11 protein-coding genes are annotated in these 12874 nt (G+C 70.5%); 8 read left to right on the top strand and 3 right to left on the bottom strand.

Features of this window, described 5'->3' with window-relative positions; translation table 11 throughout:
• Nucleotides 1-209: 209 nt before the first annotated feature.
• Entirely contained in the window at nt 210-689 is a 480-nt protein-coding gene (locus tag AMIS_RS19850; RefSeq protein ID WP_231859356.1) for a helix-turn-helix domain-containing protein, read from the top strand.
• A gap of 77 nt (nt 690-766) precedes the next feature.
• Here AMIS_RS19850 and AMIS_RS19845 read toward each other — a convergent pair whose 3' ends face one another.
• Complete coding sequence (locus tag AMIS_RS19845; RefSeq protein ID WP_157434941.1) at nt 767-1204, bottom strand: hypothetical protein; 438 nt, start codon at nt 1202-1204, stop codon at nt 767-769.
• Between the two features lie 103 nt (nt 1205-1307).
• Between AMIS_RS19845 and AMIS_RS19840 the strand changes: the two genes are divergently transcribed.
• A complete protein-coding gene (locus tag AMIS_RS19840) occupies nt 1308-1988 on the top strand; it encodes a response regulator transcription factor (RefSeq protein ID WP_014444147.1) in 681 nt (226 codons plus the stop codon).
• The gene (locus AMIS_RS19835; RefSeq protein WP_014444146.1) at nt 1985-3238 is read left to right on the top strand and encodes a HAMP domain-containing sensor histidine kinase; all 1254 of its coding nucleotides are present in this window, start codon (nt 1985-1987) and stop codon (nt 3236-3238) included. The genes AMIS_RS19840 and AMIS_RS19835 overlap by 4 nt, the downstream gene beginning before the upstream one ends.
• Before the next feature lie 295 nt (nt 3239-3533).
• Here the strand turns inward: AMIS_RS19835 and AMIS_RS40665 are convergent, their stop codons facing one another.
• The gene (locus AMIS_RS40665; RefSeq protein WP_014444145.1) at nt 3534-4058 is read right to left on the bottom strand and encodes a PepSY domain-containing protein; all 525 of its coding nucleotides are present in this window, start codon (nt 4056-4058) and stop codon (nt 3534-3536) included.
• A 140-nt stretch (nt 4059-4198) separates the two neighbouring features.
• On the opposite strand from AMIS_RS40665, the gene AMIS_RS19825 reads away from it, so the two are divergent.
• Genes AMIS_RS19825 through AMIS_RS19810 form a run of 4 tightly spaced genes read left to right on the top strand, consistent with a single transcriptional unit; the run spans nt 4199 to nt 10349 of the window.
• Entirely contained in the window at nt 4199-6451 is a 2253-nt protein-coding gene (locus tag AMIS_RS19825) for a putative bifunctional diguanylate cyclase/phosphodiesterase (RefSeq protein WP_014444144.1), read from the top strand.
• 21 nt (nt 6452-6472) lie between these two features.
• Complete coding sequence (locus AMIS_RS19820; RefSeq protein WP_014444143.1) at nt 6473-7939, top strand: sulfatase family protein; 1467 nt, start codon at nt 6473-6475, stop codon at nt 7937-7939.
• A gap of 36 nt (nt 7940-7975) precedes the next feature.
• Nucleotides 7976-8740, top strand: a complete 765-nt coding sequence (locus tag AMIS_RS19815; protein ID WP_014444142.1) for a TetR/AcrR family transcriptional regulator — start codon at nt 7976-7978, stop codon at nt 8738-8740.
• Nucleotides 8730-10349, top strand: coding sequence for an acyl-CoA dehydrogenase family protein (locus AMIS_RS19810; RefSeq protein ID WP_014444141.1), 1620 nt, complete (start codon nt 8730-8732; stop codon nt 10347-10349). The genes AMIS_RS19815 and AMIS_RS19810 overlap by 11 nt, the downstream gene beginning before the upstream one ends.
• A 102-nt stretch (nt 10350-10451) precedes the next feature.
• On the opposite strand, the gene AMIS_RS19805 is transcribed toward AMIS_RS19810, so the two are convergent.
• Nucleotides 10452-11126, bottom strand: coding sequence for a FadR/GntR family transcriptional regulator (locus AMIS_RS19805; RefSeq protein ID WP_014444140.1), 675 nt, complete (start codon nt 11124-11126; stop codon nt 10452-10454).
• Between the two features lie 52 nt (nt 11127-11178).
• Between AMIS_RS19805 and AMIS_RS19800 the strand changes: the two genes are divergently transcribed.
• Complete coding sequence (locus AMIS_RS19800; RefSeq protein ID WP_051042069.1) at nt 11179-12828, top strand: 2-isopropylmalate synthase; 1650 nt, start codon at nt 11179-11181, stop codon at nt 12826-12828.
• The last annotated feature ends 46 nt before the right edge of the window (nt 12829-12874 follow it).

The raw sequence follows: 12874 nt of genomic DNA, 5'->3' as shown, positions 1-12874 counted from the left end.
AGCGACAGCTCCGGTGGCTATCAGCAGGCCAGCAGCGAGGGCGAGGGGGATACGGGACATGACACCTCTCCTGGGGATTGGGAGCGCTCCCAAACATAGCCCGACCTGGCACGATAGGCAACCGTCGATTGTGAATTCGAAGATCTACATTGCGGGATATGTCACTGCATACGCATCGAAGCCACGCTGGGCCCGTTGCGATCAGGCCAGTGTTGGCGCCTCATCTGCAAGAGATCGTCGAGTCCCTGGCGGTCGGTGAAACCGCGCGCGAGGCGGCGGCGCGGCTGTTCATCTCGCCGAATACCGTCAAATCCCGCCTGAAGGCCCTCTACCAGCAACTGGGCGCACGAGATCAGGCGCACGCGGTGGCCATCGCGTTCCGCCTGGGCATCCTGCGCACGACCGACGAGCCGAACCTGCAACCGGTGGTCATCGGAGGTCTCAACCCCGACCGGCTACGCACCACCATCAACGACCTGACCGCGCTCCTGCGCGTGGCCGAACGGGTCCCCCACCATCCCGACTACCAGAACGGTCCCGACTACCAGAACGGTCCCGATTACCAGGACCTGCTTCGCGAAGTGGCCGAGCTGGCCGCCGACCCGGAAGCCGACCCGCACGACGCACTGCAGCAGATAGCCCGGATCGCCGAATCGGCCACCGACGACCCGGCCGCGGCAGCTGCCTGATCCGCCCACCCGGGGCGCACCTGCGCCCCTCGAGGCTTCATCCCGCCGGGGAGGCGACGGGGTGGAGCCCGGGCCGGTCAGTCGCCCGCGGTCACCCTGACCTGCGGCTGGCCGCCGACGCACTCGAGGTCGACCTCCAGCACCACGGACGGGTCGCCGGCCGAGCGGAACTCGCCCTCGTCATCGTCCTTCTCGGCCACCGACCAGCCCTGCGCCGGCGCCATCGACAGGATCCGGGAGCAGTCGGCGACGACCAGGCCGCCCGGCGTGGTGAACGAGGTGCCGGCGGCTTCGGGGGGCGCCGTTTCCGAGGGAGCGCCGGCCGCGCCGGATGTGGCGGGCAGGGCACGAAGCTCGCGGGAGACCTCGTCCTCGGTCATCGGCGCGGCCCGCTCGCCGGTCAGGCCGCTGCCGACCAGGTTGATCCCGACCACCCCGACCAGCACGGCGAGCGCCACCGCCACCAGCCAGCCGCCGGCGATCACCAGTGGCCGCCGTCCCCGTCGCTCTCCCACGTGGGCAACTATGCGCCAGGCATCGCTAAGGCCGGCGCCCGACACGGATAAGACGACGTTAAGGAGCGCCGGATCTCCAGGAAACGCGGATACCGTGCAGCCCGTGGCCAGACTGCTGTTGATCGAGGACGACCCGGCGATCCGGGGCTCGCTGCTGCGGGCCCTGCGGGAGCGCGGGCATGCGGTGGCCGCCTCACCGGCCGCCATGGACGGACTGCAGACCGCCCTGGCCGAGCGACCGGATCTGATCGTGCTGGATCTCGGGCTGCCCGACCTGGACGGCCGGGAGCTGCTGCGCATGCTGCGCGCCGTCAGCCGGATCCCGGTGATCATCGCGACCGCACGGGACGAGGAGACCGAGATGGTACGGCTGCTCGACGCCGGCGCCGACGACTACGTGGTGAAACCGTTCACCGCGGCGCAGCTGGACGCGCGGATCCGGGCCGTGCTGCGGCGCGGAGCGGGGCCGTTGGCGAGCCCGGTCCTGACGGTCGGCGGGCTGAGCATCGACGTCGGCGCGCGGACGGTCACGCTGGACGGCGCCCCGATCGAGCTCAGCCCGCGCGAGTTCGACCTACTGCATCATCTGGCACAGCGGCCCGGCCAGGTGGTGACGAAGCGGGACCTGCTCAGCGAGGTGTGGCAGGTGCCGTACGGTGGGGCCGACAAGACCGTCGACGTGCACCTGTCCTGGCTGCGCCGCAAACTCGGGGAGACCGCGCAGGAGCCGCGCTACCTGCACACCGTCCGCGGGGTGGGCGTGCGGCTGAGCGAGCCCGCGTGAGGAAACGGCTGGCGCTGCTCGTCGCCGGGACCACCGTGCTGGTCCTGCTGGCCTTCCTGGTACCGCTCGCCGTGCTGGTCCGCGACTTCGCCGAGGACCGGGCGCTGAGCCGTGCCGGGGACGCGGTGCAGACCATCGTCCCGCTCGTCGGTGACGTCGGCGGGTTGCGGCGGGCGGTGACGGCTCAGGCCGTACCGGTGACGGTGTTCCTCCCCGACGGAAGCGCTCTCGGCGCGCCTGCCGCGCCCACCCCCGCGGTCCGCCTGGCCGCGGCCCGCGGGCGCGCGCTCACCGTGACCACCGACGAGGGCCGCGAGCTCGTGGTCCCGGTGGTCAGCGGCGGCCGGACCACCGTGGTACGCACCCTCGTCACCGACGAGGCCCTCACCCACGGCGTGACCCGCGCGTGGCTGACCCTGGCCGGGCTCGGGCTGGCGCTGGTGCTGCTCGGGCTGCTGGTCGCCGACCGGCTGGCGCGGTCGATCACCCGCCCGATCACGGAACTGTCCTCGGTCAGTCACCGGCTGGCGAACGCCGAACTGAGCGCCCGCGCCGCGCCGTCCGGGCCGCGCGAGCTGCGGGAGGTGGCCGGGGCGCTGAACCATCTCGCCGGGCGGATCCAGGAACTGCTGACCGCGGAACGGGAACAGCTCGCCGACCTGTCGCACCGGCTGCGCACGCCGCTGACCGCGCTGCGGCTGGAAGCGGAGTCGCTGCGGGACCCCGAGGAGGCGGCCCGGGTGGCGGCGGCGACGGACCAGCTGGCGCGGGCCGTCACCGCGGTGATCCAGCAGGCGCGGCGGCCACCGGTCGCGGCGGCGTCGTGCGACGCGGCAGCGGTGGTACGGGACCGGGTGGCGTTCTGGGCCGTTCTCGCGGAGGACACCGGCCGGGCGCTGACGCAGTCGGTCCCGGCGGCGGAGGTGCCGGTGGGGGTGGCTGCGGACGATCTCGGAGCGGCGCTGGACGCGCTGCTGGGGAACGTGTTCGCGCACACGCCGGAGGGGACGGGGTTCGCGGTCACGCTGGAGGCTCGCCCGGAGGGTGGGGCGGCCGGTGGGGCAGTGCTGACGGTGGCGGATGCGGGGCCGGGGTTCGCGGAGTCGGCGGCCCGGCGCGGGGTCTCGGAGGGCGGGTCGACCGGGTTGGGGCTGGACATCGCGCGGCGGGTGGCGGTGTCGTTCGAGGTGGGGGTGGCCGCTGAGGGCGGGGCTGAGGTGCGGCTGGGGCTGCCCGGTGCTGCGGGGTGATCCGCCGCCGCCGTTCGAGGGCACACGCAGGCCGGGTCGGCGTGGGTGAGGGCACACGCAGGCCGGGTCCGCGTGGGCGAGGGCACACGCAAGCCCACGCTGGCGTGGGTGAGGGCACACGCAAGCTCTGCGTGTGCCGACGTCGCGGCCCTGGCGTGGATGCGGGCGCACGCAGGCGTTCCGTGTGCCCGCGTCCACGCTGAGCCCTGCCGATCTTGGAGCGTCTGCGGGAGGGAGCGGGCCGGCTACTACCGCTCCGGCCGCCCTCCCGCTCCTACTGCCAGCTGATCAGGCGTCAGTCGTCGTCGCCGTCGTCGTCATCCGCGTCGTCCGCGTCGTCATCCGCGTCGTCCGCGTCGTCATTCGCGTCATTCGCGTCGTCATTGGCGTCGTCGGCGTCGTCCTTCTCGGCGTCGTTGCGCAGGATCTCGCCCGTCGCGGCGTCGATCTCCAGCTCGTGCTCGACCGCCCCCGCCCTGACCTCGACGTCCCAGACCTGCCGCCCGTTCTCGGTCTCCCGCTCCACGTCGTCGTCGACGGTCCCGCCCGCGACCGCCGCCAGAGCAATCTCCCGCGCCCGAGCCTCAGTGATCTCCGACCCCGTGGACGAGCCACCCGACGACGCAGCCCCGGACGACGCAGCCCCGGACGACGCGGCCCCGGACGGAACAGCGGACGACGGGACACCGGAGGGCACGCCGGTCGAAGAGGCGGGACCGGACGGGCTCGGGCTCTCCATCGCCAGCGCCGTCCCGGCCACACCCAGGGCAGCCAGCGTGCCCGCCGCGAGAACCACACCGGCCTTCGTCTTCGTGATCATCAGTGAAGCCTTCCGTCTAGAGGTGACTTCACGATCGCCCGGCGACGGCTATGGGCGCGCTGTGTGATCGATAAGGCCGGGCTAAGAATCCCGGCACGTCAAACACTTGGAATCGCAAAGGCCGGACCGATCTACTCCACGTGCGCCCCTTCGACAGTCTCCGGCGGGACCCGGTTCTGCTCACCCTGATCGGGATCACCCTGATCGGAAGTGCGCTGTTCTTCGTCTTCTCCGGCAACCCGGACCTGCAGACGCGGATCTACTGGGGTGTGCAGGTGCCGCTGGACGCGGCCCTGGCGCTCGGTGGCTGGAAGCTGCGCGGCCTCGCCCACCAGCGGTACCGCCGGTTCTGGTCGATCATCGCCTTCGCCGGAGCGTCGTTCACCGTGGGTGACACGTACCAGTTCCTGCACACCCTTTTCGCACCCGGTGCGCCGTCGATGACCGGCGGCGACGTGCAGACCGTGTTCTTCGCGATCGGCATGAGCAGCAACGTCGTGGCCTGCCTGATCTTCCCGCAGGGTCTGCGGAACGGCCGGGAGAAGTTCGTCTTCTGGCTGGACGCGACCACCGTGCTCGTCGGCGGCGGCGTGGTGGCCTGGTGCTTCGCGTTCAACCCGATCTCCAGCGTGCACGTCGACCGGGTCAACGCCAGCGTCACCGCCGCGCTCGTCCTGGTGGCGACGTTCTCCGCGACCAAGGTCGCGCTCATCAAGAAGCCGCCGATGGCGCGGATCGCCGCCTGGCCGATGGTCAGCGCCGCGATGATCCAGGGTGTCAGCACGTTCCTGCCCGGCGATTTTCAGAGCACCGAGCACGCGTACGTCTTCGTGATCCGTCTCCTGCCGTCGGTGTGCATCGCCGTCGGACCGTGGATCCAAGTCGTCCTGATCACCATCGGCGCGGTGCAGGAGCAGCCGAAACGACGACCCTACAGTCTTCTTCCGTACGGGATGATCGCCGTCACGTTCGTGGTGTTCTTCCTGATGCTGCCCGACACGGCGTCGTCCCAGCTGATCGGCGCCACCATCGGCGTCGTCGTGATCACCTGCCTGGTGGCGGGACGCCAGCTCGTCGCGTTCCACGACAACATCGCGCTGATCGAGCGGCTGGACGAGGCGAACTCGGTCGACGCGCTCACCCTGCTGGCGAACCGCACGCACTTCAGCGAGGAGATCCCCCGCCTGCTGACCCGGGAGTCGTCGATGCTGCACATCGACCTCGACGACTTCAAGGAGATCAACGACACGATGGGCCACGCGGCCGGCGACACCCTGCTGGTCGCGGTCGCCGACCGGCTGCGCGCGGCGGTGCGCCCCGGCGACCTGGTGTCCCGGCAGGGCGGCGACGAGTTCGCGATCCTGCTGCCGGGCGCCGGACCGGACGACGCCGCGCTGATCGCCGAGGAGATCCTGCGCCGGCTCGCCCAGCCGCTGGAGATCCAGCAGCACACCGTGGTCACCCGGGCCAGCATCGGCATCGCGCCGGCCCGGCCCGGTGACGAGCCGTCCGCGCTGCTCAGCACCGCCGACATCGCGATGTACGAGGCGAAGCGGCGCGGCAAGGGCATGTGGGTGCACTACACCGAGGACATGGGCGCGCGGGTCAGCGCCGAGGCGGTCCTGATCCGCCAGATGGCGCAGGCCATCGAGAACGAGGAGTTCGCGCTGCTCTACCAGCCGATCGTGCGCCTCTGCGACGAGCGGATCACCGGTGTGGAGTCGCTGATCCGCTGGAATCACCCGGTGCGCGGGCTGGTGTCGCCGATCGAGTTCATCCCGGTCGCCGAGCGCACCGGGCAGATCGTGGCGATCGGGCTGTGGGCGCTGCGCACGGCCTGCCGGCAGGGCGCGGCGTGGCGGCGCGAGCACCCGGAGGCCGAGCACATGTCGGTCGGTGTCAACGTGGCCGGCCGTCAGCTGCGTACCCCCGGCTTCGTCGCCGACGTGGCAGCGGTGCTCGCCGAGACCGGCCTGCCCGCGGCGAACCTGACGATCGAGGTCACCGAGACCGCTGTCCTCGACGACGAGGAGTCGAACGAGGCGATGATCGGGCTGCGGGCGCTCGGTGTGAAGCTGGCCCTGGACGACTTCGGCACCGCCGCGTCGTCGCTCGGCCTGCTGCTCACCTGCCCGGTGACCACGCTGAAACTGGACCGTTCGTTCGTCGAGTCGATCACCACGGTGGGCCGGCAGTCGGCGGTCGCGACAGCGGTCAGCCAGATGGCGAACGCCCTGGACTTCTCGTCGGTGGCCGAGGGCATCGAGACGGTGGAACAGCAAGAAATGATCAAGAAACTGGGGTACGAGTACGGGCAGGGTTACCTGTACTCCCGTCCGGTGCCGGCTGACAAGATCGTCGAGATGTGGGCCGCCGCCCGGCTGGTGAGCTGAATTTGTACCCTGGGCGGCACCATGATCCGCCTCGTCACGGTTCTCGCGCTGATGGCCGCCGCTCTCGGCCCGCCCCTGCCCACACCCGTCGCTCTCGGCCCGCCCCTGCCCACCCCCGTCTCGAACCGGCCGAACATCGTGTTCGTGCTGGTCGACGACCTGTCGTTGAACCTCGTGCCGTACATGCCGAACGTGTTGAAGCTGCACGAGGACGGGACGTCGTTCACGAACTACACGGTCACCGACTCGCTGTGCTGCCCGTCGCGGGCGTCGATCCTCACCGGGCAGTATCCGCACAACACCGGCATCGTGAAGAACCACGGGTCGGACGGCGGTTTCCTGCTGTTCCGCAGTCGTGGTGAGGAGAAGTCGACGCTCGCCACGGATCTGCGGTCCGCGGGATACCGGACGGCTTTCCTCGGCAAGTATCTCAACGAGTACCTGCCGGAGAGCGGCTATGTGCCGCCGGGGTGGGACGAGTGGATGGCGGGCGGGAACGCCTACGACAACGTCAACTACACATTGAACGAGAACGGCACGGTCAAGCGATACGGCAGTGAGCCGTCGGACTACTTGACGGATGTACTGTCCGCGAAAGCGCAGGACTGGATCAGGACGGGTTCACATGAGCAAGGGTTGATCAAGTCAACTCAAGTCAAGCCGTTCTTCATCGAGATATCAACGTACACACCACACCTGCCGTATCCGCCCGCCCCACGTGATGCTCAATCATTCCCCGGGTTGATCGCGCCGCGCGGTGACGCGTACGGCAAGGTCCCGAAGAACGCACCCGCCTGGCTCGCGCCGCACTCACCTCTCACCGCCGCGCAGATCGCGCACATGGATCGCGGTTTCCGCAAGCGTGTCCAGTCGATCCAGTCGATCGACCGGATGATCGGCGACCTGCGCGCCACGATCGACAGAGCCGGCATCGCCGAGAACACCGTCATCGTGTTCAGCTCGGACAATGGCTATCACATGGGCGAATACCGGCTCAACCCCGGCAAGCAGACTGCCTTCGACGTCGATGTCAACGTGCCGCTCGTCGTCGTCGGCGCCGGGGTGCGCCGCGGTCATGTCGTCGACGCGCTCGTCGAGAACATCGACCTCCGGCCCACGTTCGCCGACCTGGCCGGCGTACGCCCACCGGCGGAGGTCGACGGGCGTAGCGTGCGGCAGTTGCTCGGCGGGCTGACGCCGTCGCAGTGGCGGACCGGGGCGCTGATCGAGCACAGCGATCCGGCCACCGACCCGGCCGACCCGGACTACCAGAGCGAGTCGGAGAACGTCCCGCCGTCGTACACGGCGCTGCGGACCGCCGACGTCACCTGGGTGGAGTACGTCGACGGGTCACGCGAGTACTACCACCGGCGTACCGATCCGGATCAGTTGCTCAACCTGGCGGACGGCCTGGACCCGGAGCGGGTCACCGAGCTGCACGAGCAACTGCACCGGCTCGCCACCTGCGCGGGTCCGTCCTGCAGGTGATTGCCGCCATGAACTGAATCGTGGTTCAATCCTTCCATGGCATACCGGCAGACCGCCCTGACCAGGAAGAACGCTTCCGACAAGCGGGACTCCCTGCTGCGCGCCGCGCGCACCGTGGTCTCCACCGGCGGATTCGCGGCGGCCACCGTGGCGGCGATCGCGGCCGAGGGGCGAGCCAGCGTCGGATCCGTGTACTCGTACTTCGACGGCCGCGACCGGCTGCTCGCCGAGGTGTTCCGCAGCGCGGCCGGGCACGAGCTCGACGTCGTCCGGCAGGCCGCCGCCGACCACGGGCAGCCGGCTGCCGAACGGCTCGGCGCGCTGATCCGGGTGTTCAGCGGGCGCGCGCTGCGGGGCCGCCGGATGGCCTGGGCGCTGCTGTTCGAGCCGGTCAGCCCGGCCGTCGAGGAGGAGCGGCTGATCTACCGCCGGGCGTACACCGAGATCGTCGAACAGATCGTGCGGGATGGCCTGGACCGGGGCGAGTTCGTCGCCGAGGATCCCGGGCTGGCCGCGTCGGCCGTGATGGGGGCGATCTCCGAGGCCCTCGTCGGGTCGCTGCGACCGTCACCGGACCCAGTCGATCCAGCCGACATCAACATTGACGACATCAACCCGGGCGTCGTCAACATGGACGGCATCAAGATGGCCGACATCAACCCGGGCGTCGTCAACCCGAGCGTCATCAACATGGACGGCATCAACATGGACGGCGTCAATCCGAGCGTCGTCAATCCGAGCGTCATCGATGGCATTCAGCGTTTCTGTTTCCGGGCTTTGGGGGCCAGTCATGACTCATGAGGTTGTCAACCAGGCTCCGCCGCGCGCCGGGCTCAACGAGTACCTGATCAACCCGGCACTGACCGAGGCGGTGAAACGCTACGACGCGCAGTGGGCGTCACCGCAGCTCAGCGACGTCGGCGCGCTGGTCGGCGAGCCCGGGTTCCAGCACGACGCGGAACTCGCCAACATCCACCCGCCGGTCTTCGCCCGCCACGACCGTTGGGGCAACCGGGTCGACGCGGTCGAGTTCCACCCCGCCTACCACCGGATCATGGGCGCGGCGATCGAGCACGGCGCGCACACCAGTTGCTGGTCGGCCCCGAAACCCGGCGCGCATGTCGCCCGGGCCGCCACGTTCATGCTGTTCGCCCAGGTGGAGCCCGGTCATGCCTGCCCGGTGAGCATGACGCACGCTGTCGTACCGTCGCTGCGGTTCACCCCCGACCTGGCCGAGCAGTGGCTCCCGAAGGTGTATGCACGGGTCTACGACCCGCACCTTCACGACCCCGCGGTCAAGACCTCGGCGATCTTCGGCATGGCCATGACCGAGAAACAGGGCGGTTCCGATGTACGGGCCAACACCACTCGCGCCGTCGCCGGCTCGGACGGGACCTGGTCGCTGACCGGGCACAAGTGGTTCTGCTCGGCGCCGCAGTCCGATGCGTTCCTGGTGCTCGCGCAGGCGCCCGGCGGCCTCTCCTGTTTCCTGGTGCCGCGGGTGCTGCCCGGCGGCGAGCGCAACGTCTTCCGGATCCAGCGGCTCAAGGACAAGCTCGGCAACAAGTCCAACGCGTCGTCCGAGATCGAACTGGACGGCACGACCGGGTGGCTGCTCGGCGAGGAGGGCCGGGGCGTGCGCACGATCATCGAGATGGTCGCGCAGACCCGGCTGGACTGTGTGCTGGGCAGCGCGGCCGGGATGCGGCAGTCGGTGGCCGAGGCCGCCTGGCACGTACGGCACCGGCGCGCGTTCGGGGACCTGCTCATCGACCAGCCGGCCATGACGTCGGTGATCGCCGATCTGCAGCTGGAGGCGGAGGCGGCCACCTGGACGGCGCTGCGGCTGGCCGCCGCCTACGACTGCGTCGACCGGGAGGCCGTCGCGTTCCGCCGTCTCGCCACCGCCGTGGCGAAGTACTGGGTGTGCAAGCGGGGGCCGAACCACGCCTACGAGGCGCTGGAGTGCCTGGGCGGGAACGGGTACACGGAGAGTTTCCCGCTCGCGCGGCGCTACCGGGAGCAGCCGGTGATGGCGGTCTGGGAGGGCTCGGGGAATGTGATCGCCCTGGACGTGCTGCGGGCGATGGCACGCGAGCCGGATTCGGTGGACGCGGTGGACCGGGAGCTGGCCTCCGCGATGGGCGTGCACGCGGCCTACGACCAGCACGTCCGGGCCACCCGCCGGCTGATCGGGCGGCTCCCGGCGGATCCGTCGGCGGCGGCCGGGCAGGCGCGGCGGCTGGTGGAGTCGCTGGCGCTCGGGTTGCAGGCGGCGGTGCTGATCCGCGAGGCCCCGGCGGCGGTCGCGGACGGTTTCGTGGCGGCGCGGCTGGGGCCGGATCGGAGTCTGGAGTACGGGGCGCTCGGGGCCGGCCTCGACCTGACGGGGATCGTCGCCCGCGCGTGACCAGCAGCGGCGGCAACGGCGATCAGTAGGTGGCGGTGACCGCCTCCCTGACCAGCACGGTCTCCGGTCGGTGCCGGGGACAAACGAATGGTGATTCTCGCGTCAGCGTTGAACCACCCACCGCTTGATGGACAGCAGATGGGCCCGGCTCAGATCGGCAGCCGCCTTCACGTCCCCGCCGGCCACCGCCGCCAGCACCCGCGCGTGCACGTCATGGTCGTCCGCTCCCCCGAACTCCCCCTTCAACCCCAGCATGTCCACCATCGACGCGCGGCTGCGCGGGACGAAGCTGTCGAACAGCTCGACGAGCAGCGCGTTCCCGGACGCCGCGACGACCGCCCGGTGGAACGCCATGTCCGCGTCCACGTGCTCCTCGGCAGTGGACCGGCGGGCCGCCCTTTCCTCCAGCGCCGCGCGGATGGCTGCCAGATCACCGGGCGTACGGCGTTCGGCGGCGAGAGCCGCGGCCTCCACCTCGATCGCGATTCGCGCCTCGATCACGGCGACGATGTCGGCCCGGCGCAGCACCGCGTCCCAGTCCTCGGTCACGTCGAGGGCGGTGAGGAAGACGCCGGCGCCCTGCCGGGTGGCGAGCACGCCCTGGCCGGCGAGCTGGCGGATCGCCTCGCGCACGGTCGAGCGGCCCACCCCGAGCTGCGGCCCGAGAGTGGTCTCACCAGGGAGTTTCTCGCCGAGAGTCCATTCGCCGGACCGGATGCGCTCGAGCAGCAGACGGGCGGCCTGGTCGGCCAGCGGCTCCCTGCGGACCTGTTCCATGCAGCCACCTTAGCTTGTCTACTTGTCTGAGGAGTTGCTACGGTCGGCGACCATGAACTGGAATCGGCAACAGCCCTCCCCCATGCCGTCGCACAAATATCACGATGTGTACGCCCGAGTCGCCGTACCCCTGAAAGACCGCATGTGGCCGTCCCGGCGCCTCACCGAGGCACCCCTGTGGGTGCCCGTCGATCTGCGTGACGGCAATCAGGCGCTGGCCGAGCCGATGGACCCGGCCCGCAAGCGCCGCTTCTTCGAGCTCATGGTCGCGATGGGCTACAAGGAGATCGAGGTCGGCTACCCGTCGGCGTCGCGGACCGACCACGACTTCGTACGCCTGATCGCCGACGAGCGGATCGCGCCGCCGGACGTGACGGTGGTCGTCTTCACCCCGGCGCGCCCCGAGCTGATCGAGCAGACCGTCGCGTCGATCGCCGGCATCCCCAACGACGTGGTGATTCACATGTACGCCGCGACCGCCCCGCTCTGGCGCAGCGTCGTTCTCGGTCACGACCGGGCGAGTCTCAAGGAGCTGATCCTGGAGGGCGGCCGGCACATCCTGAAGCTCGCCGGACACCTGCCGAACGTGCGGTTCCAGTTCTCCCCCGAGGTGTTCAACCTGACCGAGCCGGAGTACGCCCTCGAGGTCTGCGACGCGATGACCGAGCTCTGGGAGGCAAGCCCGGACCGCCCGGTGACCCTGAACCTGCCCGCCACCGTCGAGGTCGCCACCCCGAACGTGTACGCCGACCAGATCGAGCACATGCACCGCAACCTGGCCCGCCGGGACAGCGTGATCCTCTCGGTGCACCCGCACAACGACCGCGGCACCGGCGTGGCCTGCGCCGAACTGGCGGTCCTGGCCGGCGCCCAGCGGGTCGAGGGCTGCATCTTCGGCAACGGCGAGCGGACCGGCAACGTCGACATCGCCACCCTGGCGCTCAACCTGCACGCCCAGGGCATCGACCCGATGATCGACTTCTCGGACATCGACGAGGTACGCCGCACCGTCGAGTACGCGACCCGGCTCGACGTCCCGCCCCGTCACCCGTACGCCGGCGACCTGGTGCACACCGCGTTCAGCGGCACCCACCAGGACGCCATCCGGAAGGGCTTCGCGGCGCACCGCCCCGGCGAGTGGGAGGTGCCGTACCTGCCGATCGACCCGGCCGATCTGGGCCGCGGCTACGACGAGGTGATCCGGGTGAACTCGCAGTCCGGCAAGGGCGGCATCGCCTACCTCCTGGAGACCGGGTACGGCGTCGAGCTGCCCCGCCGCCTCCAGATCGACTTCGCCCGCCACGTCCAGCGCCACACCGACACCACCGGCGACGAGGTCACCGCCGCGGACCTGTGGGCGCTGTTCGAGGCGACCTACCTCACCGGCGAGCCGGCCGTGACCCTGGCCGGGTACCAGACGTCCGACACCGGCACCACCGTCACCCTGCGCGTCGACGGGACCGAGCGGACCAGCACGCACGAGGGCGTCGGCCCGGTCGAGGCGCTGGTGGAGGCCCTGGCTGCCGGCGACATCACCGTCGACGTGCTGAGCCTGCACCAGACCAGCATCGGCGCCGGGAGCGACAGCGAGGCCCTGACCCTGCTGGAGCACCGCGCCGGCGGCGTGACCCGCTGGACCGCCGGCCGCGACCGCTCGGTCCTCGCCGCCAGCCTCGCCGCCGTCCTGCGTGCCACCGCGTGACCCGAAATCGCGTTCGCCGGGCGCGAAGCGGGCTCAGGCCGTACCC

It is taken from the genome of Actinoplanes missouriensis 431 (genome assembly GCF_000284295.1).
Classification (GTDB): Bacteria; Actinomycetota; Actinomycetes; order Mycobacteriales; family Micromonosporaceae; genus Actinoplanes; species Actinoplanes missouriensis.
The sequence above is the reverse complement of the archived record's forward strand: the minus strand, read 5'-3'. Positions and strand labels throughout refer to the sequence as shown.

Bases quoted from the DNA above. Each gene is read 5' to 3' on its own strand.
- AMIS_RS19820 (WP_014444143.1), top strand. From the start codon at position 6,473: ATGATCCGCCTCGTCACGGTTCTCGCGCTGATGGCCGCCGCTCTCGGC.
- AMIS_RS19800 (WP_051042069.1), top strand. From the start codon at position 11,179: ATGAACTGGAATCGGCAACAGCCCTCCCCCATGCCGTCGCACAAATAT.
- AMIS_RS19815 (WP_014444142.1), top strand. From the start codon at position 7,976: ATGGCATACCGGCAGACCGCCCTGACCAGGAAGAACGCTTCCGACAAG.
- AMIS_RS19810 (WP_014444141.1), top strand. From the start codon at position 8,730: ATGACTCATGAGGTTGTCAACCAGGCTCCGCCGCGCGCCGGGCTCAAC.
- AMIS_RS19805 (WP_014444140.1), bottom strand. From the start codon at position 11,126: ATGGAACAGGTCCGCAGGGAGCCGCTGGCCGACCAGGCCGCCCGTCTG.
- AMIS_RS40665 (WP_014444145.1), bottom strand. From the start codon at position 4,058: ATGATCACGAAGACGAAGGCCGGTGTGGTTCTCGCGGCGGGCACGCTG.